Source organism: Hydrogenophaga sp. FG152, assembly GCF_057809615.1.
Genome location: NZ_JBMDKH010000016.1, coordinates 1 through 22,665, shown reverse-complemented (window position 1 = coordinate 22,665; position 22,665 = coordinate 1). Strand labels below are relative to the sequence as shown.

Here is a 22,665-nt window from a genome sequence, read left to right as displayed (position 1 = left end):
GTGGCGTCAGGCTCGGATCAGAGCTCGGCCTTCAGGCGACCCAGCAATTCGGCGTGAACGCCGGCATTGATTTCGCGCTTGAGGATCTGCTCGGCACCCTTGACGGCCAAGGCAGCCACCTGCTCGCGCAGGGCTTCGCGGGCCTTGACGACCTGCTGCTCGGCGTCCTGGCGGGCGGCCGCCACGATCTTCGAAGCCTCTTCGGTGGCGCGCGCCTTGGCTTCTTCGATCACGGTCTGGGCACGTCGCTCGGCGTCGGCCAGGCGGGTGGCGGATTCGTTGCGCGATTTGCTCAACTCTTCTTCCACCCGCTTGTTGGCCACGGCCAGTTCGGTCTTGGCTTTTTCGGAAGCAGCCAGGCCTTCGGAAATCTTCAACGCACGCTCATCGAGCGCCTTGGCGATGGGTGGCCACACGAATTTCATCGTGAACCACACCAGAATCGCGAAGACGATGGCCTGCGCAAAGAGGGTTGCATTGATGTTCATCGCAACGCCTTTCTGTGTGTTGACAAGAGGGGTGACGCACCGACTGCCGACGCGGGTGGCGGATGGTGGCGACGGGATGAAAGGCCGTCACCGCAACACCAGCCCGCGCGGGGCAGCGAGCCGAATTACAGCGTGAACGGGTTCGCGAAAGCGAACAGCAGGGCGATGGCCACGCCGATCAGGAAGGCAGCGTCGATCAGACCGGCCAGAATGAACATCTTGGTCTGCAGGTCGTTCATCAGCTCGGGCTGACGGGCCGACGATTCGAGGAATTTGCCGCCCATCAGCGCGATGCCGATGGATGCGCCGATGGCGCCCAGACCGACGATGAGACCGCAAGCCAGTGCGACAAGACCCAGAACGTTTTCCATGATGACTCCTATGAAGTGGAAGTTTGTTGAGAAAGGAAAGAAACGAGAGAAACCGAATGCGACCTAGAGAGCCGCGTCAGTGCGCGTCATGCGCCTGCCCCAGATAGATCAGGGCCAGCATCATGAAGATGAACGCTTGCAAGGTGATGACCAGAATGTGGAACAAGGTCCACACCGTGCCAGCGATCAGGTGACCAATGAAGAAGAGCGAACCGCCCAGCGACAGGGTGGCGTAGGCGCCCAGCAGCGCGATCAGCATGAACACCAGCTCGCCGGCGAACATGTTGCCGAACAGCCGCATGCCGTGGGAGACCGTCTTGGCGACGAACTCGATCATCTGCATCAGGAAGTTGACGATGCCCAGCAGCAAGGCCCAGACCGGGTTCTTGCTGGTGCCGAAAGGCGCGCTCACGAGCTCGTGCGCCCAGCCGCCCAGCCCCTTGATCTTGATGTTGTAGAACAGGCACATCAGCAGCACCGACACCGACAGACCCAGGGTGGTCGACAGGTCGGCGGTGGGCACGACGCGCAGGTAGTCCTTGAAGCCCATGGCCGGGCCGGCGCTGTGCCAGATCTGGGGGATCAGGTCCACCGGGATCATGTCCATGAAGTTCATCATGAAGATCCAGACGAACACCGTCAACGCCAGGGGGGCGACGAGCTTGCGGCTCTGGGCGTTGTGGATGACGGATTTGGCCTGCGAATCGACCATTTCCACCAGCATCTCGACGGCGGCCTGGAAACGGCCCGGCACGCCGGCCGTGGCCACGCGGGCGGCACGCCAGAGCACGAACACCGTGAGCAGACCCAGCAGCGCGCTCACCACGACGGAGTCAAGGTTGATCACAGAGAAATCGACGATGGATTCCTGCTTGTGGTTCGTCAGGTGGACGAGGTGGTGGCGGATGTATTCGCCCGGGGTCAAAGTGCCTTCAGCAGCCATGTTCGTGTGTCCGATGAGCCGGAGAGTCAACCGTTTGCATTTGATCGCCTGGTCTGGATGAGGTATCCAAACCAATAGACCTTGAGAACCAACACAAGCCCGGCCAGAAGGCCGAACCAATTCAGGGGAGAGACCACCCAGGGGGCCGCAGCCAACATGACCACCGCCAACAGGATCTTGACGCCCTCCCACAGCAGGAAGCCGGCAAATGCCGCATTGGCGTGCGCCGCCCACACACGGGACATTGCACTGGAGGTCAACCCGTAGGCCATGAGGGCCGAAGGAATTGCCACCGCCGCCGCGCCATACAGAACCGACCACGCCACCGAGGACGACTGCCACAGCAGTCCACCCACGATGCTCGCCGCCAGCCCCACCAGCCACTGCACCATCACCAGCCGCCAGAGCGAGAACACTGGCTGGCCAACCCGCCACTGCTGCGCTTCTTCACGCGTCAATGGCTTGAAATCGGATTCCTGCTCCCCATCTTCCTGGTCTGCCCACCCGGGCGGGATCGAATGGCCTTGCGTCATGTTCGACCTCGCGCGTGACAAACAGACGACAAAGCGCCTGGGTTGCAAAGCCGCTCATTATACGTAGAAACCCCAGCCCTCCGTCAATATTCGGCGGACGGGATAACCGTGCCCGCCACGCGCCCCGAGGGCGCGGCCGATAATCCCGCCATGACCGACCTGCCCGACTCACTGTGCTTTCTGGATGGGGACTACGGTCCGCTGCGAGAGGCCCGCGTGAGTGTGCTCGACCGCGGCTTCATCTTTGGCGACGGCATCTACGAGGTGCTTCCCGCCTATGGCGGCCGCGTGTTCCGCTTCGCAGAGCACATGGCGCGCCTGGAGCGCTCGCTGCGCGAACTGCGCATTCCCAACCCGTTTTCGCCCGACGAATGGCTGGGCATCGCGCGGCGCCTGATCGCCGACCAGCAGACCCGCGGCGTACACAACCAGCTCGTCTATATACAGATCACCCGCGGCGTGGCCCCGCGCGACCACGTGATGCCGCCCGGCCTCAAGCCCACGGTGTTCGCGATGGCCAACCCGATGAAGCTGGCCACCCCGGAGCAACGCGCCCACGGCGTGGCCTGCGTCACGGCCGACGACTTTCGCTGGCGCAAGGCCCACATCAAGGCCACCAGCCTGCTGGGTTCGGTGATGGCGCGTCAGATCGCCGCCGATGCGGGCGCGGTGGAGGTGGTGATGTTCCGCGACGGCTTCCTGAGCGAAGGCGCCTCCAGCAACGTGTGGGTGGTCAAGGATGGCGTGGTCATGGGCCCGCCCAAGGACAACCTGGTGCTCGAAGGCATCCGCTTCGGGCTCGTCGAGGAACTCTGCCGGCAGCAAGGCCTGCGGCATGAGCTTCGCCGCGTCACGCGCGCGGAGGTGCTGTCGGCCGACGAGCTGCTGCTCTCTTCGGCCACCAAGGAAGTGCTGTCCATCACCACGCTGGACGGCGTGCCGGTGGGCCATGGCGCCCAGCGGGGCCAGCCTGGCCCCGTGTGCGCGAGCCTCTATGCGGGCTACCAGCGCGCGGTGGCCACGCAATCGATTTGAAGAACTGGACACCGGACCGATGGAACTACCGCCCGACATCCCCCCCGAACAATCGCTCATCACCTACCCGAGCGACTTCCCCATCAAGGTGATGGGCGCCAACGTCGAGGGCTTTGCCACCGCCATGACGCATGTGGCACGCGCCTTCGATCCCGACTTCGACGAGAGCACGATCGAGCAGCGCCCGAGCAAGGCCGGCAACTACCTGGGCCTCACGCTCACGGTGCACGTGACCAGCCGCGAGCAGCTCGACGAGCTCTACCGCACGCTGACCACGCACCCGATGGTCAAAGTCGTGCTGTGATCATTCGCACACTGGGCCGGGTGGACCACGCGCCCACCTACGAGGCGATGCAGGCGTTCACTGCAGCGCGCACGGCCGACACGCCCGACGAGCTCTGGGTCTGCGAGCACACGCCCGTCTTCACCCAGGGCCTGGCGGGTCGCGAAGACCACCTGCTGGCCCCGGGCGACATCCCGGTGGTGTCGACCAACCGCGGCGGCCAGGTGACCTACCACGGGCCGGGCCAGGTGGTGGCCTACCCGCTGGTCGACCTGCAGCGCGCGGGCTATTTCGTCAAGGAGTATGTCTACCGCGTGGAAGAGGCGGTGATCCGCACCCTGGCCACCTTCGGCGTGACCGGCCACCGCGTGGCCGGCGCGCCCGGCATCTACGTACGGCTGGACGACCCCGGCAGCCACGCCGTGCTGCCGCAGCGGCCGCAGAAGCGGAACCCGGGCGAGCCCCTGCCCCCACCCGACTTCACCGGCCTGGGCAAGATCGCCGCGCTGGGCATCAAGGTCAGCCGCCATTGCACCTACCACGGTGTGGCGCTGAACGTGGCGATGGATCTTCAACCCTTCGATCGCATCAACCCCTGCGGTTACGCGGGCCTGCCCACGGTCGACCTTTCTACAATCGGGGTCGCGGCTTCCTGGGACGACGCCGCGGCGGTGCTGAGCCAGAAGCTCATCGCCACCCTGAGCCCCTGAACCCCAACCGCGCCACCCGCGCCCATGCCATGACCCGCCTCGACACCCCCACGGCCCCCGCCAGCAGCACCGTCCGCGACGCCCAGCCCGCTGCCAGCTACGACGCCACGGCCAAGCAGAAAAGCCAGGCCAAGACCGCGCGCATCCCGATCAAGATCGTGCCGGCCGAGGTGCTGAAGAAGCCCGAGTGGATTCGCGTCAAGGCCGGCAGCCCGACCACCCGCTTCTACGAGATCAAGGACATCCTGCGCACCAACAAGCTGGTGACGGTGTGCGAGGAAGCGAGCTGCCCGAACATCGGCGAGTGCTTCGGCAAGGGCACCGCCACCTTCATGATCATGGGCGACAAGTGCACGCGCCGCTGCCCGTTCTGCGACGTAGGCCACGGCCGCCCCGATCCGCTGGATGTGAACGAGCCCGACAACCTGGCCAAGACGATCGCGCAGCTGAACCTGAAGTACGTGGTGATCACCAGCGTGGACCGCGACGACCTGCGCGACGGCGGTGCCGGCCACTTCGTCGCCTGCATCGAGAAGACCCGCGCCCTCTCGCCCCAGACGCAGATCGAGGTGCTGGTGCCCGACTTCCGGGGCCGCGACGACCGCGCGCTCGACATCCTCAAGGCCGCGCCGCCCGATGTGATGAACCACAACCTCGAGACCGTGCCGCGCCTGTACAAGGAAGCGCGCCCGGGCTCGGACTACCAGTTCAGCCTGAACCTGCTCAAGAAGTTCAAGGCGCTGTTCCCGCATGTGCCGACCAAGAGCGGCCTCATGGTCGGCCTGGGCGAGACCGACGAGGAAATCCTCGAGGTGATGCGCGACATGCGCGCGCACCACATCGACATGCTCACCATCGGCCAGTACCTCGCCCCCAGCGGCCACCACCTGCCGGTGCGCCGCTACGTGCACCCTGACACCTTCAAGATGTTCGAGGCCAAGGCCTACGAAATGGGCTTCACGCATGCCGCCGTGGGCGCCATGGTGCGCAGCTCGTACCACGCCGACCAGCAAGCCCATGGCGTGCTCAATCCCGAAGTGAAGTGACATGCCTGCCGCGCACGACCAACTGAGCGTGCGCGACTACGGCGCCTCGCACGGCAGCCACGACCACGACCACTTCCAGATCCTGGTGGGCCTGGAAGGTGTGCTCGAACTGGAGGTGGCGGGACGCGGACAACGCATCGCCGCCGGCGACGGCTGCGTGGTACCGCCGGGCGAGCACCACGATTTCGAGGGACGGGACGCCACGCGCTGCCTGGTGCTGGACTCGCACGACCTTGCCTGGGCCCGGGCCGTCGCGGCGCCGCCCCCCGGCGTGCAACCCCTGGCGCGTTACCTGGCCGCCGCCGTGTCGGCGGGCCTGCCACGCGCCCGCCAGGCCGGCGCCAGCCTGCTGCTCGAAGCCTGGCTGCAACACGATTGCGCCACCGCCCTGCCCCTGGAACGGCCTCGCCGCCCCATCGACTGGGCCGCGCTGAACCAGTGGCTGCAGACCCGCTGGCAGACCCCGCTGACCGTGGCCGATCTGGCCTCGCAGGTGCACCTGAGCCCATCGCAGTTCACCGCGCGCTGCCAGGCCGAGCAGGGCGACAGCCCCATGCAGTGGCTGCGCCGACAGCGCCTGGCCCAGGCCCGCGCCTGGCGCGCCCATGGGCTGAGCGTGGCCGACACGGCGCGGCGCATCGGTTACCGCTCGCCCTCGGCCCTGACGGCCGCCCTGCGCCGCGAGCCGCCACGCGGCTGAGCGCCCCTCAAGACCCGCGAAACGCGACGACACACCGGCGGATCGCGACGAAGGCCCGGGCTAAGCTCCGGGCATGAGCCTCTCCTTCCTGCCCGGCCAACGATGAGCCGGCCCAACCACGCCCTGGCACTGGGCATCGGCTTTGGCGCCGCTGCCGGTGCCGCCTGGGGCTTCGTGTTCCTGGCCCCCGAACTCGCGCGCGACTTCTCGCCCTTGCAACTCTCGGCCGCCCGCTACCTGGCCTATGGCCTGATGGCGCTGGCCCTGATCGCGCCACGCTGGCACGCCGTGACGCCCCGGATCGGCCGAGCGGAATGGTGGGCCCTGCTGCGCCTGAGCCTGCTGGGCAACATCCTGTACTACGTGCTGCTGGCGTCCGCCGTTCAGCTCGGTGGCATGGCCATGACTTCGCTGGTCATCGGTTTCCTGCCTGTGGCGGTCACGCTCATCGGCAGCCGGGGCCACGGTGCCGTGCCGCTGCGCCGGCTCGCGCTCACGCTGGCACTGGGCATCGCAGGCATCGCCTGCGTGGCCTGGCAGGCGCTGGGCGTGCCGTCCGAGGCGCCGGTGGCCGACCGCCTCACGGGTTTTCTCTGCGCCCTCGGTGCGCTGGCGGCCTGGACCGCCTACGCCGTGAGCAACAGCCGCTGGCTGGTGCGCCTGGTTCATGTGTCCTCGCACGACTGGAGCCTGCTCACCGGCCTGGTAACGGGCGGGCTGGCCTTGCTGCTGGCGGTGCCGGCCTTCATGGGCAGCAACCTGAGCGACCACACCGGCGCGCAATGGGGGCGCTTCGTCGGCGTGGCCTCCGGCATGGCCATCGTGGCCTCGATCCTCGGCAACGCGTTCTGGAACCGGGCCAGCCGCCTGCTGCCGCTGACCATGATCGGGCAGATGATCCTCTTCGAGACCCTGTTCGCCCTGCTCTACGGCTTCCTGTGGGAGGCGCGCTGGCCCACCGCGCTGGAGGCCCTGGCCATGGTGCTGGTGAGCGCCAGCGTGCTGGCGGCCATCTCGGCGCACCAGCCGCAGCCGGCGCCGGAGCACGGCAACTAGTCGGTCATCAGGGCCGCTGGGTCTTCCGCGGCGAGCACGCTCTGCGCCCAGGTCTGCAGGCGCGTGGTGTCGCAGCGCAGGATCTGCTGCTTGACCGCCAGGATCTGCGAGGGGTGCATGGAAAAACTGCGCAGCCCCAGGCCCAGCAGCAACCGCGTGAGGCTCACGTCGCCCGCCATCTCACCGCACACGCTCACGCCCTTGCCCTTGGCTCGGCACTGCTCGATGGTGCTGGCCAGCAGGTGCAGCACCGCCGGGTGCACCGGGTCGTAGAGGTGCGACACCGCTTCGTCCGCGCGGTCGATCGCCAGCGTGTACTGGATCAGGTCGTTGGTACCGACGGACAGGAAATCGAAGTAGCGCAGGAACAGCGGAATGGTCAGGGCCGCGGCCGGCACCTCGATCATCGCGCCGAGCTTGACGTGGCCATGGGCGATGCCGGCGTTGTCCAGCTGTTCGCGGGCGCGGTTGACCAGCGCCAGGGTCTGGCGAATCTCGCTGGCGTGCGCCAGCATGGGAATGAGCAGGTGCACCGGGCCGTGCGCGGCGGCACGCAGGATGGCGCGCAGTTGCACCAGGAACATGGCCGGCTCGGCCAGGCTCCAGCGGATCGCACGCAAACCCAGCGCGGGGTTGAGGTGGTCCTCGCCGGCGCGCGAGGCGCCCCGGTCCAGCGGCTTGTCCGCACCCACGTCGACGGTGCGGATGGTGACCGGCAGGCCCTGCATGCCCTCGACCGCGCGCCGGTAGGCGTGGTACTGCTCTTCCTCGTCGGGCAGTTTGCCGGCGCGTCCCATGAACAGGAACTCGCTGCGGAACAGGCCCACACCGACGGCGCCGGCCTTGAGGGCGGCCACGGCGTCCTCGGGCTGTTCGATGTTGGCCAGCAGTTCGATCTTCTGACCATCGAGCGTGACGGCCGGCGTGTTCTTCAGGCGCGAGAGGCGCTCGCGCTCGACCTCGCCCTGGCGTTGCTTGAAGCCGTACTCGGCCAGCAGGATGGGCGAGGGATCGACCAGCACCACGCCGGCATCCCCATCGATGATGACCCAGTCGTCCTGCTGGATCAGCTGGCTGGACGAGCGCGCACCCACCACCGCCGGGATGTCCATGCTGCGCGCGACGATGGCGGTGTGGCTGGTCTTGCCGCCCACGTCGGTGACGAAACCGGCGAAGACGCTCTGCTTGAACTGCAGCATGTCGGCGGGCGACAGGTCGTGCGCAATCAGCACCAGCGGCGCCTCGATGGCGCTGTCGTGCACCGCCTTGGCTTCGCCACCCGGCGCCACCGGCGAGGCCACGCCGCGCATGAAGCGCAGCATGCGCTCGACCACCTGCTCCAGGTCGGCCTTGCGCTCGCGCAGGTACGGGTCTTCCATTTCGTCGAACTGGCGCGCGATCACCTCGAGCTGGGTGGTCAGCGCCCATTCGGCGTTGTAGTGGCGGTCCACGATCCAGTGCTTCACGCCGCTGGTGAGCTGCTCGTCCTGCAGCAGCATCAGGTGCACGTCGAGCAGCGCGGTGAGCTCGGGGTGCGCGTCATTGGGGCCGAGATCGTGCAGGCTGTGCTGCACCTTCACGATCTCCTCGGCCACCGCGTTGCGCGCATGTCGCAGGCGTTCGATCTCGCTCTCGACCTGGTCGGCCTGCACGAAGTAGTGCGCCACGTCCACGCGGCTGGACGCCACGATCACGGCCCGCCCGATGGCAATGCCCCGGGAGACCGCCAGACCGTGGATGGAGATGGTCATTCGCCCTCGCCGAACTTGTCGTTGACCAGAGCGACGAGCGCGTCCATGGCGGATTGCTCGTCCTTGCCGTCGGTCTCGATCTCGACCACGCTGCCGATGCCGGCGGCCAGCATCATGACGCCCATGATGCTCTTGGCGTTGACGCGCCGTTCGCCGCGCGACATCCACACATCGCAGGCGAAGCCGCCGGCGAGTTTGGTGAGTTTGGCCGAGGCGCGCGCGTGCAGCCCGAGCTTATTGCTGATGGTCACGGTGGTCTTGATCATGCGTGGCTCTTCTGGCCTGGTTCTGAGGCGCGGTCACCGCCACCTGGATGACACCCTGCGTGGCGCCGATCATGGCGCGCGAGATCAGCGCATCCAGCGATTCATGGCGGTACGACACGGTGCGCAACAGCATGGGCAGGTTCACGCCGGTGATGAGTTTGGAGTTGATGCCGTCGATGAGTTTCTGCGCCACGTTGCAGGGCGTGGCACCGAACACGTCGGTCACCACGAGCGTCTGCGGCAGGTGCATCTGGCGCATGAGCGCGCGGGCCTGCGCCAGCGACTCCTCGGGCGGCACGTTGGGTTGCACATCCAGCGCCGACACCGCGTCGGCGCTTTCGGGGAACACATGCAGCACGCACTGGCGCAGTGCGGAGGCCAGCGGCGCGTGCGCCATGATGAGGATGCCGTTCATGGCCCCAGTTTAGCCCGCGCGGCCGGCCGCGCGGCCCAGGTGGGCGCGCAGGAACACGACGTAGGCGAGAACGCCACAGACGCCAAAGAGGGTGATGGCGCCCCGGTAGCGGGCGACCTCGTCGTCCACGAACAGCCCCAGGGCGTCGATCAGCAGCCCGATGCCCCACTGCACCACGAACACGCCACCGAAGATGACCAGGTTGTAGCCCGAGAGCGCCCGCCCGGCGGCCTCGGCCGGCAGGGCCAGGGCCACCGCGGGCTGGGACAGCGAGCCGACCGTGCAGCTCACGCAATACAGGGCCCAGAGCGGCCAGCCGGCGCGCTCGCCCAGCAGCACGATGGCGGCCAGCACGGCGAAACTCAGCGGCAAGCCCCAGGCGATCAGGCGCTCGGGCAGCCAGCCCTGGCGCGCCAGCCGCGGGTTGAACACCCCCCAGAGCCAGAAGGTGCACAGCATGCAGAGGTTGATGCCGAACAGGCCGCCGGCCGCCTGCTCCGGCGTGTAGCCCGCGACCTTCACCATCCAGGGCCCGGCCCACAACGTCTGCACGGCGATCATGCCGCCGTAGTTGACGAAGCCAATCGGCACCATCTGGCGGAAATAGGGATGGCGCCAGACCATGCCGTAACCCGGCTCGGAAACCGGCGCGGCGGCCTCCGCCGGCTCGATCCGCCGCCAGCGCGGCACCGTCCAGACGATGCCCACCATCGACAGCAGGATCAACCCGCCCAGCAGCCAGAACAGGCCGCGCCAGCCGGTCAGCGGCATCAGCCACTGCACCGGCAAGGTGGCGGCCACCATGCCAAACGAGCCGGTCATGAGCATCCAGGAGTTCGCGCGCATCTGCGCCAGGGGCGTGAGCCAGCGCCGGTAGCCGGTGAGCGGCGCCATCAGGCAGGCGCTCACGCCCATGCCGATGAGCACGCGCGCGGCCAGCAGCCAGGTGAAGCTGGTGGCCAGCGCAAACGCGGCACAGCCGACGACCGCCACCCCCAGGAACCATAGGATCACGGTGCGCGGGCCATGGCGGTCCAGCCAGTTGCCCAGCGGCAGTTGCGTGAGCGCGAAGCCGAAGAAATAGCCTCCGGCCAGCAGGCCAAGGTCGCCCGCGTTGAGCGACATCTCGGCGCTCAGGGTGGGAGAGAGCGTGGCCGTGATGGCGCGCAACAGCGCCGACAGGAAATACGCGAGCGCGAAGGTCAGGAAGACGATGACCACGGTGCGCGGTGCGAGCAACTCGCCTTGCGGGGGACGCGGGGCCACAGCGCCGTCGAGGCGCACGAGACCGGGTCGAACAGTCGGGTTCATGGCAGCTTGAGTCCGTCAAAAAAGGCGGTGGTCACGTCGTCGCGCAGCGCGGGGCCGTAGACCGCTGCCTGGTACACCTGCGTGCCGCGCGCGAAATGCACCGCGCGCACCTGCACCGGTTGGCCCTGGTGGTCGGCGCCTTGCGCCGCCAGGCCCAGGGCCAGGGTGGCGCCGGGCACGGCCACCGGCCAGCGTGCCGCGGGGTCGTCGGCTCGCGCCGGGTCGACGCGCACGGCCCCCAGCGAGGCGCGGCGCCAGCCGTCCAGCGCGGCGGGCACCCGGGCGGCGTCACCCAACTCCGCCCAGGCCACCGCGAAGGTCAGGCCCCCCGTGTCGCAGCTGTGCATGTGCAACTCGGCCGGCGCACGGCCGTCGAGCGGCACCGGCCGCGCGGCGGACTCGGGCTTGCAGGGCATGAGCGCCAGCAAGGGCGAGCCCTCGGGGCGCAATTCACGCCAGTTGAAGGTGGGGTTGCACGCACTGAGAACCAGCCCGGCGGACAGCGCGAGCCCCAGCGGGCGCAGGCGGCGGCGCGGCGCGGCGCCGGGAACGGGGACAGACATGGAATTCCAGCCAGAGAGGCCACCGCCGGACACCGCAGCGAAGGCGGGGTCGCGCACAATGGCAACATGAATGCTCTGGATGGTATCCGCATACTGGATCTCTCGCGCGTGCTCGCCGGCCCCTGGTGCACGCAGACGCTGGCCGATCTGGGCGCCGATGTGGTGAAGGTGGAGCGCCCTCCGGGCGCAGGCCATCCCGGCGGCGACGACACCCGCGGCTGGGGCCCGCCCTTTCTGCAGGGGCGCGACGGCCAGGACACCGCCGAGGCGGCCTACTACCTGGGTGCGAACCGCAACAAGCGCTCCATCACCTGCGACATCGCCACGCCCGAGGGCCAGGCCCTGATCCGCGAGCTGGCGGCCAAGGCCGATGTGTTCGTCGAAAACTACAAGGTCGGCGACATGGCGCGCTACGGCCTGGACTACGCCGCACTGCGCGCGATCAACCCCCGGCTTGTCTACTGCTCGATCACCGGCTTCGGCCAGACCGGCCCCTACAAGGACCGCGCGGGCTACGACTTCGCCATCCAGGCCATGGGCGGCCTCATGAGCGTGACCGGCGAGCGCGATGCGTTGCCCGGCGGCGGCCCGCAGAAGGTGGGCGTGGCGGTGACGGACCTGTTCACCGGCCTGTACGCGACCATCGCCATCCAGGCCGCGCTGCGCCACGCGGAGCGCACCGGCGAAGGCCAGCACATCGACATGGCGCTGCTCGACACCCAGGTCGCCATGCTCGCCAACCTGGGGGCCAACTACCTGGTGCGCGGCCGGGAGGAAGGCAAGGTGCCGGGCCGGGCGGGCAATGCCCACGCCAACATCGTGCCTTACCAGGCCTTCGAGGTCGCACCGGACGCGCAAGGCCAGGCGCAATACATCATCCTGGCGGTGGGCAACGATGGCCAGTTCGCCAAGTTCTGCGCGGTGGCCGGACGGCCCGAGCTCGCCACCGACCCGCGCTTCGCGCAGAACCAGAACCGCGTGCGCCACCGCGAGGTGCTGGTGCCCCTGCTGGCCGACCTGCTCAAGACGCGCGGCAAAGCCGACTGGCTGGCCGCGCTGGAGGCCGCCAAAGTGCCCTGCGGCCCGATCAACAACCTCGCCGAGGTGTTCGCCGACGAGCACGTGAGCTCGCGCGGCATGGTGCACACGTGGTCACACCCGCTGGCCGATGCGGTCGACCTCGTCGCCAGCCCGCTCAAGCTCAGCGCCACGCCGGTGCGCAACGACCTGCCGCCACCGCTGTTGGGCCAGCACACGGCCGAGGTGTTGGATGACTGGCTGGCCTGCCCGCCCGAGCGCCTGACCGAACTTCAACGCCGCGGCGCGGTCTGACCGCCCACGCCCCACCATCTTGACCCCATGAGCGACATCGCCACGCCACCACCCTCCATCACCGCGCAGGCCTTGCCCACACCCACCTCGCTGCGCGGCGCCGCGCAGGCCGCGGCCGCCCGCGGCGAGCCTCTGGTGGTGATGACCACGCTGACCGGCTGCCCCTATTGCGCCATCGTGCGCAACCACTACCTGCTGCCCATGCGGCGCGAGGGCAAGGTCCACGCGGTGCAGGTCGACGTGATGGACCGCACGGGCACCCTGCAGGGTTTTGATGGGCAACTGAGCACGCCGGCCGACCAGGCCCGGGCGTGGAAGGCCCGCTTCACGCCGACGGTGCTGTTTTTCGGCCCGGACGGGAGGGAGCTCGCCGAGCGCCTGGTCGGCATTGCGGTGCCCGACTTCTACGGTGAATACCTGGAAGCCCGCCTGGCCGAGGCCAGACAGAAGCTCAAGTAGTTTCGGCAAAAAATTGCAAGGAGGCGCTCACTTCAAAGCGCCAAAAACCTTCTTCAGAATGGCGCTGCCGGTGCCCACCGGGTCCTGGCGGATCTTGCGCTCTTCCTCGCCAATGATGGTGTAGAGCCCGTCGAGCGATTTGCCAGTGACGTAGCGCTGGATGTTGGCGTCTTCCGACTTGACCAGCCCGATGCCCGCGGCCTTGCCAGCCACCTTGTTGTACTGGTTGGCCAGCCCCACCTTGTCGGTGGCCTTGGTCACGATGGGCAGGAACTTTTCGCCCAGCGGGCTGCGCGTTTTTTCGGCAAAGAACTGCGTCACGGAGTTGTCGCCCCCGCCCAGGATGTTCTTGGCGTCGCTCACGCTCATGGATTTCACCGCCCCCACCAGCACATCGCGCCCCATCGGCACGGCGGCCTCGGCAGCCCGGTTCATGCTCGTGACCAGTTCGTCGATCCGTTTGCCCTGGCCGGTCATCTTGAGCAGCTTGGACGCATCTTCGAGAAATCCGGGCAAGGGAATCCGAACTTTTGGGTTGCCCAGGAATCCATCTGTCTTGCCCAGCAAGGCCACCGCGGCCAGGGCGCCCTTTTCCAGAGCCACCTTGATGCCCTGGCTGGCGTCGCCTTCGGTGAGATCGCCCAAGGACAAGGCCTTGGCCTGCTGATGGGCGGCGAGGACCAGAAGGCCGATCATCGCGGTGGTGGACTGGGTAAACTGGCGGCGCTGCATGGCGGTTCCTCCGGGAAGCAAGCTGTTCAATGAATGACGTGGGGCAATGTAGCCCCCGGGAAGTGAAAAGACAATGACCGATCTCAGCCCCCGCGGCCAGCACCGCCGGCGCACCCTTCAAGCGGCTGCCGCGCTGGGCGCCCTCGGCGCCCTGGGCCTGGCGGGTTGCGCGGGCCGCGACGCGGCGCCCGAATCCGCCTTTGTGCTGCTCGATGGCAGCAAGGCCACCACAGCCGACCTCAAAGGCAAGGTCACGCTGGTGAATTTCTGGGCCACGACCTGCGTCACCTGCGTGAAGGAAATGCCCTCCATCGTCGCCACGTACCAGAAGTACCAGGGACAGGGCTTCGAGACCGTGGCCGTGGCCATGGAGTACGACCCGCCGGCCTGGGTGCTCAACTTCGCGCAGTCCCGCCAGCTGCCCTTCAAGGTCGCGCTGGACAACACTGGCGACATCGCCAAGCAATGGGGCGACGTCAAGCTCACGCCCACCACCTACCTGGTGGACAAACAGGGCCGCATCGTCAAACGCTATGTGGGGGAACCCGATTTTCCCGCGCTGCACAAGCTGATCGAAGAGCTGCTGGCCCAGCAGGCCTGAACCTTCACGGGCGAGCTTCCATGAAAAAGGCCGGGATCGTTCCCGGCCTTTTCTTTGGAGGGCGATCCGTCTTATTTGCGGAAGGCGTCGTGGCAGGCCTTGCAGGTCTGGGCCGTGGCGCCGAACGCGGTCTTCACGCTGTCGAGGTTGCCCGTTTTCGCGGCGGCCGCCAGCTGGGCGGTGGCGCTCTGGAGCTTCTCCGAGCTCTCCTTGAACTTGGCCTGTTCGGTCCAGATCACGGGCAAGGCGCCGGTGTCGCCCTTGTCGGTGCCCGGCACGAAGCCTTCCCACGGCAGCTTGCTCATGGTCTCCACGATCACGGCGCTCTCGGCGGCCACCTTGGCATCGAAGGGCGCACGGCCGTTGGCCATCGCACCGATGCGGCTGAAGTGGTTGGCCATCACAGTCAACGCGCCCTTGCGGTACTTCACCGCGTCTTCGGGCTTCTGGAATTGCGCGAAGGCGGGTGCCGACAGGGTGCCGAAGGCCAGGGCCAAGGCGAGGGGAGCGATTATTTTCATGAAAACTCCTGAGGAGGTTGTGGGGCGTTGCGGCGTGGCTCCGGGAGCCACCCGCTCAGGAGTGTAGGGAATTGGCCAAAGTTCCACTGGAACGTTTTCCGATATACCTTCTCTATTCCTCGATTCCGAATCCAACCTCCACGATCACCATGCACACCATCCGCGTCTGGGACCTGCCCACCCGTCTGTTCCACTGGCTGCTCGCGGCCTGCGTCATCGGGCTGATCGTCACCGGCAGCATCGGCGGCAACTGGATGAACTGGCACCTTCGCCTGGGTTATGCGGTGTTGACCCTGCTGCTGTTCCGCCTGGTCTGGGGCTTCATCGGCGGCCACTGGTCGCGCTTCACCCGCTTCATCTATGCACCCTCGTCTCTGGCAGCCTACCTCCGGGGACGGGGCCGGCCCGAGCACTCGGTGGGCCACAGCCCGCTGGGGGCGCTCTCCGTCTTCGCGCTCCTCTTGATCCTCGCCGCCCAGGTGGGCACCGGTCTCATGAGCGACGACGAAATCGCCTTCTTCGGCCCGCTGGTGCGCTTCGTCTCGGGCGAGACGGTATCGCTGGCGACCGGTTACCACAAGGAGATCGGCAAGCTCATCGTCTTCGTGCTCGTGGGCCTGCACCTGCTGGCCATCGCCTACTACAAGTGGGTGAAGAAGCAAGGCCTCGTGCGGCCCATGATGGTGGGCGACAAGCAGCTGCCGGTACCCGTGCCCAGCACCCGCGACACGGCGGGCACGCGCCTGCTGGCCCTGGTGGTGCTGGGCCTGTGCACCGCGGCGGTGAGCTGGTTGGTCAGCCTGGGCAACGCCTTCTGAGGCGGCGGTCGGCCCATGCTGTCGTATAGTGGCAGCCACGCCACCCACCGGGCTTCGCGCCCGCTCTCCCCACCGCCATGACCGACACCGGAACCGCCGTGATCTCGCTGAGACCGGCCCAGTTTCCCGACGACCTGCAGACCGTTCGCCAGCTCTTCCTGGAGTACCAGGCAGGACTGGGCATCGACCTGTGCTTCCAGGGCTTCGACGCCGAGCTCGCGGAACTGCCCGGCGCCTACGCCCCACCGGCGGGCACGCTGTTGCTGGCCTGCGTGGACGGTGAACCCGCCGGCTGCTGCGCCATGCGCCCGCTCTACAACACCGACCACCTCAACGCCTGCGAGATGAAGCGCCTGTTCGTGCGCCCGGCCTTTCGCGGCTTTGGCCTGGGTCGCCTGCTGGTGGAGCGCGTGCTGTCGGACGGCCAGCTGTCGGGCTACACCACCATGCTGCTCGACACCCTGAGCGACATGGAAACGGCGCGCGCCCTGTACCAGGAGATGGGTTTTGTCGAGGTGGCGCCGTACTACCACAACCCCATTCCGGGTGCGCATTACCTCAAGGTCGATCTCTAGCCGGACAAGCGCCCACAAAAAAGCCGCCAGGTGGCGACACCGGCGGCTTTCTTCATGGGTGGCGGATCAGGCGCCGGCTTTGGCCTGGGCCAGCAGGGTGTCGGCGTCGCTCACCTCGAACTTGCCGGGGCCTTCGACGTTCAGCGACTGCACCACGCCGTCCTTGACCAGCATCGAGTAGCGGTTGCTGCGCAGGCCCATGCCGCGGCCGGTCAGGTCCAGGGTCAGGCCCGTGGCCTTGGCGAAATCGGCGCTGCCATCGGCCAGCATGCGCACCTTGTCGCCCGTCTTCTGGTCGCGCGCCCAGGCTCCCATCACGAAGGCGTCGTTCACGCTCAGGCACCAGATCTCGTCCACGCCCGCGGCCTTGAAGTCGGCGGCGTGCTGAACAAAGCCCGGCACGTGCTTGGCGGAACAGGTCGGCGTGAACGCGCCGGGCAGCGCGAACACGGCGATCGTCTTGCCCGCCGACGCCTTCTGCACGTCCACCGGGTTCGGGCCGATGCTGCAGCCATTGCCTTCGACTTCGCTGTATTCCATCAGCGTGGCCGCCGGAATCTTGTCACCCACCTTGATCATGTCGTGCTCCTCGTTGTGTGGCCCGCAGGCCGTGGCTGGAAGGCCCGTTCATGCCGGGCCGGAAAAAGAAAAAGCGACCGAATTGTCGGTCGCTTTTTCGATCTGCGCTGCAAGCAACGCAATGGGGCTCAGACCAGCGCGGCCTTTTGCACCAGTCGCGTGGCGACCCAGTTCTTGGTCTTGGACAGCGGACGGCTCTCGGTGATCTCGATCACGTCGCCCATCTTGTACTCGCTCTTTTCGTCGTGAGCGTGGTACTTGCTGGACTTCGCCACGATCTTGTCGTAGAGCTCGTGCTTCACACGGCGCTCCACCAACACCGTCACGGTCTTGGAACGCTTGTCGCTGACCACCTTGCCAACCAAGGTGCGCTTGAGGGATGTTTTAGCTTCCGTCATGGTCACTCCTTATTTGGCCGCGGCGGCGGCGCGCTGCTTCTCGGCCAGGATGGTCTTGGCGCGAGCGATCGCACGGCGGGTATCACCCAGCGTGGCGTTGTTGTTGAGTTGTTGAGTGGCTTTTTGCATGCGCAGACCGAAGTGGGCCTTTTGCAGTGCCTTCACTTCGGCTTCGAGGCCGGCCACATCCTTTTGGCGCAGTTCAGCAGTTTTCATCTTGTGTTCTCCTGAATCACTGACCCAACATGCGCGTCACGAACGTGGTGCGCAACGGAAGCTTGGCGGCCGCCAGCGTGAATGCCTCGCGCGCCAGCTGTTCGGGCACGCCCACGATTTCGTAGAGCACCTTGCCAGGCTGGATCTCGGCCACGTAGTACTCCACCGAACCCTTGCCGTTGCCCATACGAACTTCGGCAGGTTTCTGGGAGATCGGCTTGTCCGGGAAGACGCGGATCCAGATGCGGCCGCCACGCTTCACGTGACGGGAGATCGCACGGCGTGCGGCCTCGATCTGGCGAGCCGTCAGACGACCGCGGTCGGTCGACTTCAGGCCGAAGTCGCCGAACGCGACGGTGGCACCACTGGTGGCGACGCCAGTATTGCGGCCTTTTTGTTCTTTACGGAACTTGCGGCGAGCAGGTTGCAACATGTTTATTCTCCTTTGCCGTCCGCAGCTGCAGATGCGGGCGCGGCGTCTTTGCGAACGCGCTTAACGGCGGGTTTGGTTTCGGTGCCGGTGGCTTCGGCAGGCTTGTCGCTGCCATCGGCCGGAGCGGCATTGGCGCCAGGGCGGCGAACTGCGGCGCGGGCAGGAGGACCTGCCGGACGCTCGCGGCGCGGACCGCGCGGGCGACGCTCTTCTTCCACACGCGGCTCGGCCACCACGGGCGCATCGTTGCGGCCCAGGGTGTCGCCCTTGTAGACCCAGACCTTGACACCGATGATGCCGTAGGTGGTCTTGGCTTCGGACGTGCCGTAGTCGATGTCGGCGCGCAGGGTGTGAAGCGGCACGCGACCTTCGCGGTACCACTCGCAACGGGCGATTTCAATGCCGTTGAGACGACCCGACGACATGATCTTGATGCCCTGGGCGCCCAGGCGCATGGCGTTCTGCATCGCGCGCTTCATGGCGCGGCGGAACATGATGCGCTTTTCGAGCTGCTGCGTGATGCTGTCGGCGATCAGCTTGGCATCGATTTCGGGCTTGCGCACTTCTTCGATGTTGACCGCAACCGGCACGCCCAGCTTGGCGGCCAGTTCCTTCTTCAGCTTCTCGATGTCCTCGCCCTTCTTGCCGATCACCACGCCCGGACGCGCCGAGTAGATGGTGATGCGGGCGTTCTTGGCGGGGCGCTCGATCACGACGCGCGAAACGGCGGCGTTCTTCAGCTTGCCCTTAAGGTACTCGCGCACCTTGATGTCTTCGGCCAGCATGCCGGCGAAGTCACGGTTGCTCGCGTACCAGCGGCTGGCCCAGTTGCGGGAAACTGCGAGGCGGAACCCGGTGGGGTTGATTTTCTGTCCCATATTCCTGTGACCTCTTCAGTTGCCAACCGTCACGTAGATGTGACACGTGGGTTTGCTGATGCGGTTGCCGCGGCCTTTGGCGCGGGCCGAGAAGCGCTTGAGCGTGGTGCCTTGCTCGACATAGATGGTCTTGACCTTCAGTTCGTCGATGTCGGCGCCGTCGTTGTGTTCCGCGTTGGCGATGGCGGACTCAAGAGCTTTCTTGACGATGCCAGCGGCCTTCTTCTGCGTGAACGCCAGGATGTTGAGCGCCTGGTCGACCTTCTTGCCACGAATCAGGTCGGCAACCAGTCGGCCTTTGTCGACCGAGAGGCGAACGCCTCGAACGATTGAACGGGTTTCCATGGTTAGTCCTTACTTCTTCGCTTTTTTGTCGGCCGGGTGGCCCTTGAACGTGCGCGTCAGCGAGAACTCGCCGAGCTTGTGTCCCACCATCTGATCGGTGATGTACACGGGCACGTGCTGCTTGCCGTTGTGCACGGCGATGGTCAGGCCGATGAAATCGGGCAGGATCATCGAGCGGCGCGACCAGGTCTTGACGGGCTTTTTGTCCTTGGTGGCTTGGGCTTTTTCAACCTTGGCCAGCAGGTGGTGGTCGACAAACGGACCTTTTTTGAGTGAGCGAGTCATGTTGTCAACCCTTTACTTCTTGCGACGCGAGACGATCATCGACTGCGTGCGGCGGTTGTTGCGGGTGCGATAGCCCTTGGTCAGGTTGCCCCACGGATCCACCGGAGCGCGGCCTTCGCCGGTCTTGCCTTCACCACCACCGTGCGGGTGGTCGATCGGGTTCATCGCGGTACCGCGAACGGTCGGGCGGATGCCCATGTGACGCTTCACACCGGCCTTGCCCAACTGGCGCAGGCTGTGTTCCTGGTTGGACACTTCGCCGATGGTGGCGCGGCAATCCACGTGGACCTTGCGCACTTCACCAGAGCGCATGCGCACCTGGGCGTAGATGCCTTCGCGGGCCAGCAGCACGGCCGAAGCACCGGCGGAACGGGCGATTTGCGCGCCCTTGCCGACCTGCAGCTCGATGCAGTGGATGGTCGAGCCGACCGGGATGTTGCGGATCGGCAGCGTGTTGCCCACGCGGATCGGCGACTCCGAGCCGGACAGCAGGGTCGCGCCCACTTCAACGCCACGGGGGGCGATGATGTAGCGGCGCTCGCCGTCGGCGTAGCACAGCAGCGCGATGTGCGCCGTGCGGTTCGGGTCGTACTCGATGCGCTCGACCTTGGCCGGGATGCCATCCTTGTTGCGACGGAAATCAACCACACGGTAGTGGTGCTTGTGACCACCGCCCTTGTGGCGGGTGGTGATGTGACCGTTGTTGTTGCGACCGGCCTTCTGGAACTGGGGCTCCAGCAGGGGCGCAAAACCCGCACCCTTGTGCAGTTGGTCACGCGTGACCTTCACCATGCCGCGACGGCCTGGCGAAGTCGGTTTCATCTTGATGACTGCCATGATTAAACGCCCTCTCCGCCGAAGTTCAGCTCTTGACCCGGCATCAGCGTCACATAGGCCTTGCGAACGTGGTCGCGACGACCGACGGTCTTGCCAAAGCGCTTGGACTTGCCCTTCTGGTTGAGCACGGAAACGCCCTTGACCTGGACCTTGAACATCAGTTCAACGGCCGCCTTGATCTCGGGCTTGGAGGCATCACGCAACACCTTGAACATCACGGCGTTGGTTTGCTCGGCAACCTGGGTGGCCTTCTCGGACACGATCGGTGCCACGAGGACCTGCATCAGGCGACCTTCGTCGTATTTCGTGACGCTCATGCGAACATCTCCTTGAGCTGGTCGATCGCCGCCTTGGTGACGATGACCTTCTTGTAATGCACCAGCGACAGCGGATCGGCGTAACGCGGCTCGACCACCAGCACGTTGGGCAGGTTGCGCGAAGCCAGGTACAGGTTCTCGTCGACTTCCTCGGCGATCACCAGCACCGATTGCAGGTTCATGGCTTTGAATTTGTCGGCCAGCTGCTTGGTCTTGGGCGAGTCCACCTTCAGGGAATCGACCACGGCCAGACGGCCTTCACGCACGAGCTGCGAGAAGATGGACGCCATGCCGGCGCGGTACATCTTCTTGTTGAGCTTCTGGGTGAAGTTTTCGTCAGGGCTGTTCGGGAAAATGCGACCACCCCCGCGCCACAGCGGCGAAGACGTCATACCGGCGCGTGCGCGGCCAGTGCCCTTCTGCTTGAACGGCTTCTTGGTCGAGTGCTTGACCATCTGGCGGTCTTTTTGTGCACGCGTACCTTGACGGGCGTTTGCCTGATAAGCCACCACGAGCTGGTGGATCAGGGCTTCGTTGTAGTCGCGACCAAACACGGTCTCGGGCACGTCCACGTTGGACGAGGCTTGACCCTGGTCGTTCAGGAGTTCAACTTGCATCAGTTTGCTCCCTTGCCGGATTTGGCCTTGATGGCGGGACGCACGGTCACGAAACCGCCGTTGGAGCCAGGAACGGCACCGCGGATCATGAGCAGTTGACGGGTTTCGTCCACGCGCACGATGTCGAGGTTCTGGATGGTCTTGGTCACATCGCCCATGTGCCCGGTCATCTTCTTGCCGGGGAACACGCGACCCGGATCCTGGGCCATGGAGATGGAGCCCGGCACGTTGTGCGAACGGCTGTTGCCGTGCGAGGCGCGCTGCGAGCTGAAGTTGTGGCGCTTGATGGTGCCGGCGAAGCCTTTACCGATCGAGGTGCCTTGCACGTCCACCTTCTGACCCGCCGCGAAGATCGCGTTGGGGGCGACCACGGCACCGGGCTGGTACTGGGCAGCGACGTCGGAGGCGACACGGAATTCCTGGATGATTTCACCCGCTTCGACACCGGCCTTGGCCAGATGGCCCGCTTCGGGCTTGGTCACGCGGGAGGCACGGCGGGCACCAAAGGTGACCTGCAGCGCATCGTAGCCGTCATGGGCCAGGGTTTTGACCTGCGTCACACGGTTGTTCGACACATCGACCACCGTGACAGGCACTGCGTCCCCGTCATCGGTGAACAGACGCATCATGCCCACCTTGCGACCCAACAACCCGAGGGAGTTGCTAAGACTCATTGTTTTCTCCGTTCCCGACTTCAATTGGCCGGGGCTGATGGTGCGGAACCGAGGCTCCGCGCTAAGGGCCGATGATTCAGGATCAAACGGCACCACGAAATCTCCGGCCAGAAGCCGGAAAGCCCGCCAGTATAACCGGCGGGCTTTTTCTCTGCAAGCACCACTGGGCGACTGGCCCGACGGTGCTCAAGCGAGAAGCTTATTGCAGCTTGATCTCGACGTCCACGCCAGCCGGCAGGTCGAGCTTCATCAGGGCGTCGACCGTCTTGTCGGTCGGGTCCACGATGTCCATCAGACGCTGGTGGGTGCGGATTTCGAGCTGGTCGCGGCTGGTCTTGTTGACGTGCGGCGAGCGCAGGATGTCGAAACGCTTCATGCGGGTCGGCAGGGGCACGGGGCCCTTGACGATCGCGCCGGTGCGCTTGGCGGTGTCAACGATCTCGGCGGCCGAGCTGTCGATCAGCTTGTAGTCGAAAGCCTTGAGGCGGATGCGGATTTTTTGCTTGGTGGACATGCCCGCTCCTTAAGCAATGATTTTTGCGACGACGCCGGCGCCGACGGTGCGGCCGCCTTCGCG

34 protein-coding genes are annotated in these 22,665 nt (G+C 66.3%); 11 read left to right on the top strand and 23 right to left on the bottom strand.

The features are described 5' to 3' along the window. Positions 1-17: 17 nt before the first annotated feature. From ACODTB_RS18555 to ACODTB_RS18540, 4 genes are all read right to left on the bottom strand, one after another. Positions 18-488, bottom strand: coding sequence for a F0F1 ATP synthase subunit B (locus ACODTB_RS18555; RefSeq protein ID WP_291114486.1), 471 nt, complete (start codon positions 486-488; stop codon positions 18-20). 125 nt (positions 489-613) lie between these two features. After that, positions 614-859 carry a F0F1 ATP synthase subunit C gene (gene atpE, locus ACODTB_RS18550; protein WP_009519254.1) on the bottom strand — a complete coding sequence of 82 codons (246 nt, stop codon included), beginning with the start codon at positions 857-859 and terminating at the stop codon, positions 614-616. 76 nt (positions 860-935) lie between these two features. Beyond that, a complete protein-coding gene (gene atpB / locus ACODTB_RS18545; RefSeq protein WP_291114489.1) occupies positions 936-1,802 on the bottom strand; it encodes a F0F1 ATP synthase subunit A in 867 nt (288 codons plus the stop codon). 26 nt (positions 1,803-1,828) lie between these two features. Beyond that, positions 1,829-2,335 (bottom strand): ATP synthase subunit I, encoded by a 507-nt coding sequence (locus tag ACODTB_RS18540; RefSeq protein ID WP_291114491.1) that lies wholly within the window; start codon positions 2,333-2,335, stop codon positions 1,829-1,831. A 150-nt stretch (positions 2,336-2,485) separates the two neighbouring features. On the opposite strand from ACODTB_RS18540, the gene ACODTB_RS18535 reads away from it, so the two are divergent. The 6 genes from ACODTB_RS18535 (at position 2,486) to ACODTB_RS18510 (ending at position 7,165) form a co-directional block, all read left to right on the top strand. Continuing rightward, positions 2,486-3,370 carry a D-amino acid aminotransferase gene (locus ACODTB_RS18535; RefSeq protein ID WP_291114494.1) on the top strand — a complete coding sequence of 295 codons (885 nt, stop codon included), beginning with the start codon at positions 2,486-2,488 and terminating at the stop codon, positions 3,368-3,370. A 19-nt stretch (positions 3,371-3,389) separates the two neighbouring features. After that, on the top strand, positions 3,390-3,674 hold the full coding sequence (locus ACODTB_RS18530) for a DUF493 family protein (RefSeq protein ID WP_291114497.1): 285 nt from the start codon (positions 3,390-3,392) through the stop codon (positions 3,672-3,674). A gap of 47 nt (positions 3,675-3,721) precedes the next feature. After that, positions 3,722-4,363, top strand: coding sequence for a lipoyl(octanoyl) transferase LipB (gene lipB, locus ACODTB_RS18525; RefSeq protein WP_488929640.1), 642 nt, complete (start codon positions 3,722-3,724; stop codon positions 4,361-4,363). Positions 4,364-4,392: 29 nt separating this feature from the next. Beyond that, positions 4,393-5,409, top strand: coding sequence for a lipoyl synthase (gene lipA, locus ACODTB_RS18520; protein WP_291114503.1), 1,017 nt, complete (start codon positions 4,393-4,395; stop codon positions 5,407-5,409). A gap of 1 nt (position 5,410) precedes the next feature. Continuing rightward, a complete protein-coding gene (locus ACODTB_RS18515) occupies positions 5,411-6,109 on the top strand; it encodes an AraC family transcriptional regulator (RefSeq protein ID WP_291114506.1) in 699 nt (232 codons plus the stop codon). A gap of 102 nt (positions 6,110-6,211) precedes the next feature. Then, positions 6,212-7,165, top strand: coding sequence for a DMT family transporter (locus ACODTB_RS18510; RefSeq protein ID WP_488929621.1), 954 nt, complete (start codon positions 6,212-6,214; stop codon positions 7,163-7,165). Here ACODTB_RS18510 and ptsP read toward each other — a convergent pair. The 5 genes from ptsP to ACODTB_RS18485 are packed head-to-tail and all read right to left on the bottom strand — an operon-like array spanning position 7,162 to position 11,471. Beyond that, a complete protein-coding gene (gene ptsP / locus ACODTB_RS18505; RefSeq protein ID WP_291114512.1) occupies positions 7,162-8,916 on the bottom strand; it encodes a phosphoenolpyruvate--protein phosphotransferase in 1,755 nt (584 codons plus the stop codon). The genes ACODTB_RS18510 and ptsP overlap by 4 nt on opposite strands. Then, the gene (locus ACODTB_RS18500; RefSeq protein WP_291114514.1) at positions 8,913-9,182 is read right to left on the bottom strand and encodes an HPr family phosphocarrier protein; all 270 of its coding nucleotides are present in this window, start codon (positions 9,180-9,182) and stop codon (positions 8,913-8,915) included. Before ACODTB_RS18500 ends, ptsP begins: the two co-directional genes overlap by 4 nt. Then, complete coding sequence (locus tag ACODTB_RS18495; protein WP_291114517.1) at positions 9,151-9,597, bottom strand: PTS sugar transporter subunit IIA; 447 nt, start codon at positions 9,595-9,597, stop codon at positions 9,151-9,153. The genes ACODTB_RS18500 and ACODTB_RS18495 overlap by 32 nt, the downstream gene beginning before the upstream one ends. Before the next feature lie 9 nt (positions 9,598-9,606). After that, positions 9,607-10,908 carry an MFS transporter gene (locus ACODTB_RS18490; protein ID WP_291114520.1) on the bottom strand — a complete coding sequence of 434 codons (1,302 nt, stop codon included), beginning with the start codon at positions 10,906-10,908 and terminating at the stop codon, positions 9,607-9,609. Then, positions 10,905-11,471: a hypothetical protein gene (locus ACODTB_RS18485; protein ID WP_291114523.1), complete on the bottom strand. Its 567-nt coding sequence runs from the start codon at positions 11,469-11,471 to the stop codon at positions 10,905-10,907. Before ACODTB_RS18485 ends, ACODTB_RS18490 begins: the two co-directional genes overlap by 4 nt. 66 nt (positions 11,472-11,537) lie before the next feature. Between ACODTB_RS18485 and ACODTB_RS18480 the strand changes: the two genes are divergently transcribed. Beyond that, the gene (locus ACODTB_RS18480; protein WP_291114526.1) at positions 11,538-12,803 is read left to right on the top strand and encodes a CaiB/BaiF CoA transferase family protein; all 1,266 of its coding nucleotides are present in this window, start codon (positions 11,538-11,540) and stop codon (positions 12,801-12,803) included. Positions 12,804-12,830: 27 nt separating this feature from the next. Beyond that, a complete protein-coding gene (locus ACODTB_RS18475) occupies positions 12,831-13,262 on the top strand; it encodes a thioredoxin fold domain-containing protein (protein ID WP_291114529.1) in 432 nt (143 codons plus the stop codon). Positions 13,263-13,289: 27 nt separating this feature from the next. Here the strand turns inward: ACODTB_RS18475 and ACODTB_RS18470 are convergent, their stop codons facing one another. Then, entirely contained in the window at positions 13,290-13,994 is a 705-nt protein-coding gene (locus ACODTB_RS18470; protein WP_291114532.1) for a DUF4197 domain-containing protein, read from the bottom strand. Positions 13,995-14,067: 73 nt separating this feature from the next. On the opposite strand from ACODTB_RS18470, the gene ACODTB_RS18465 reads away from it, so the two are divergent. Beyond that, positions 14,068-14,595, top strand: a complete 528-nt coding sequence (locus tag ACODTB_RS18465; protein ID WP_291114535.1) for a TlpA family protein disulfide reductase — start codon at positions 14,068-14,070, stop codon at positions 14,593-14,595. Between the two features lie 71 nt (positions 14,596-14,666). On the opposite strand, the gene ACODTB_RS18460 is transcribed toward ACODTB_RS18465, so the two are convergent. Then, complete coding sequence (locus ACODTB_RS18460; protein ID WP_291114538.1) at positions 14,667-15,116, bottom strand: c-type cytochrome; 450 nt, start codon at positions 15,114-15,116, stop codon at positions 14,667-14,669. A 149-nt stretch (positions 15,117-15,265) separates the two neighbouring features. Between ACODTB_RS18460 and ACODTB_RS18455 the strand changes: the two genes are divergently transcribed. Both ACODTB_RS18455 and ACODTB_RS18450 read left to right on the top strand, forming a co-directional pair. Beyond that, positions 15,266-15,934, top strand: coding sequence for a cytochrome b/b6 domain-containing protein (locus tag ACODTB_RS18455; RefSeq protein WP_291114541.1), 669 nt, complete (start codon positions 15,266-15,268; stop codon positions 15,932-15,934). 77 nt (positions 15,935-16,011) lie between these two features. Beyond that, entirely contained in the window at positions 16,012-16,509 is a 498-nt protein-coding gene (locus ACODTB_RS18450; protein WP_291114544.1) for a GNAT family N-acetyltransferase, read from the top strand. A 66-nt stretch (positions 16,510-16,575) separates the two neighbouring features. On the opposite strand, the gene ACODTB_RS18445 is transcribed toward ACODTB_RS18450, so the two are convergent. From ACODTB_RS18445 to rpsJ, 12 genes are all read right to left on the bottom strand, one after another. After that, positions 16,576-17,088 carry a peroxiredoxin gene (locus tag ACODTB_RS18445; protein ID WP_291114547.1) on the bottom strand — a complete coding sequence of 171 codons (513 nt, stop codon included), beginning with the start codon at positions 17,086-17,088 and terminating at the stop codon, positions 16,576-16,578. 128 nt (positions 17,089-17,216) lie between these two features. Beyond that, positions 17,217-17,486, bottom strand: a complete 270-nt coding sequence (gene rpsQ, locus ACODTB_RS18440) for a 30S ribosomal protein S17 (protein WP_291114550.1) — start codon at positions 17,484-17,486, stop codon at positions 17,217-17,219. A gap of 9 nt (positions 17,487-17,495) precedes the next feature. Beyond that, on the bottom strand, positions 17,496-17,702 hold the full coding sequence (rpmC, locus tag ACODTB_RS18435; RefSeq protein WP_291114553.1) for a 50S ribosomal protein L29: 207 nt from the start codon (positions 17,700-17,702) through the stop codon (positions 17,496-17,498). Between the two features lie 16 nt (positions 17,703-17,718). Further along, positions 17,719-18,135 (bottom strand): 50S ribosomal protein L16, encoded by a 417-nt coding sequence (gene rplP, locus ACODTB_RS18430; RefSeq protein WP_066089098.1) that lies wholly within the window; start codon positions 18,133-18,135, stop codon positions 17,719-17,721. Positions 18,136-18,137: 2 nt separating this feature from the next. Continuing rightward, the gene (rpsC, locus tag ACODTB_RS18425) at positions 18,138-19,013 is read right to left on the bottom strand and encodes a 30S ribosomal protein S3 (protein WP_291114559.1); all 876 of its coding nucleotides are present in this window, start codon (positions 19,011-19,013) and stop codon (positions 18,138-18,140) included. Between the two features lie 15 nt (positions 19,014-19,028). After that, positions 19,029-19,358, bottom strand: coding sequence for a 50S ribosomal protein L22 (gene rplV, locus ACODTB_RS18420; protein WP_137918325.1), 330 nt, complete (start codon positions 19,356-19,358; stop codon positions 19,029-19,031). Positions 19,359-19,367: 9 nt separating this feature from the next. Next, positions 19,368-19,643 (bottom strand): 30S ribosomal protein S19, encoded by a 276-nt coding sequence (rpsS, locus tag ACODTB_RS18415; RefSeq protein WP_204735724.1) that lies wholly within the window; start codon positions 19,641-19,643, stop codon positions 19,368-19,370. Between the two features lie 12 nt (positions 19,644-19,655). Beyond that, positions 19,656-20,480 carry a 50S ribosomal protein L2 gene (gene rplB / locus ACODTB_RS18410; protein ID WP_291114567.1) on the bottom strand — a complete coding sequence of 275 codons (825 nt, stop codon included), beginning with the start codon at positions 20,478-20,480 and terminating at the stop codon, positions 19,656-19,658. A 2-nt stretch (positions 20,481-20,482) separates the two neighbouring features. After that, positions 20,483-20,797 (bottom strand): 50S ribosomal protein L23, encoded by a 315-nt coding sequence (gene rplW, locus ACODTB_RS18405; protein ID WP_068174618.1) that lies wholly within the window; start codon positions 20,795-20,797, stop codon positions 20,483-20,485. Then, entirely contained in the window at positions 20,794-21,414 is a 621-nt protein-coding gene (rplD, locus tag ACODTB_RS18400) for a 50S ribosomal protein L4 (RefSeq protein ID WP_291114572.1), read from the bottom strand. Before rplD ends, rplW begins: the two co-directional genes overlap by 4 nt. Beyond that, positions 21,414-22,088, bottom strand: a complete 675-nt coding sequence (gene rplC, locus ACODTB_RS18395; protein ID WP_137918338.1) for a 50S ribosomal protein L3 — start codon at positions 22,086-22,088, stop codon at positions 21,414-21,416. The genes rplD and rplC overlap by 1 nt, the downstream gene beginning before the upstream one ends. Positions 22,089-22,287: 199 nt before the next feature. Next, complete coding sequence (rpsJ, locus tag ACODTB_RS18390) at positions 22,288-22,602, bottom strand: 30S ribosomal protein S10 (RefSeq protein ID WP_056266806.1); 315 nt, start codon at positions 22,600-22,602, stop codon at positions 22,288-22,290. Positions 22,603-22,665 lie beyond the last annotated feature (63 nt).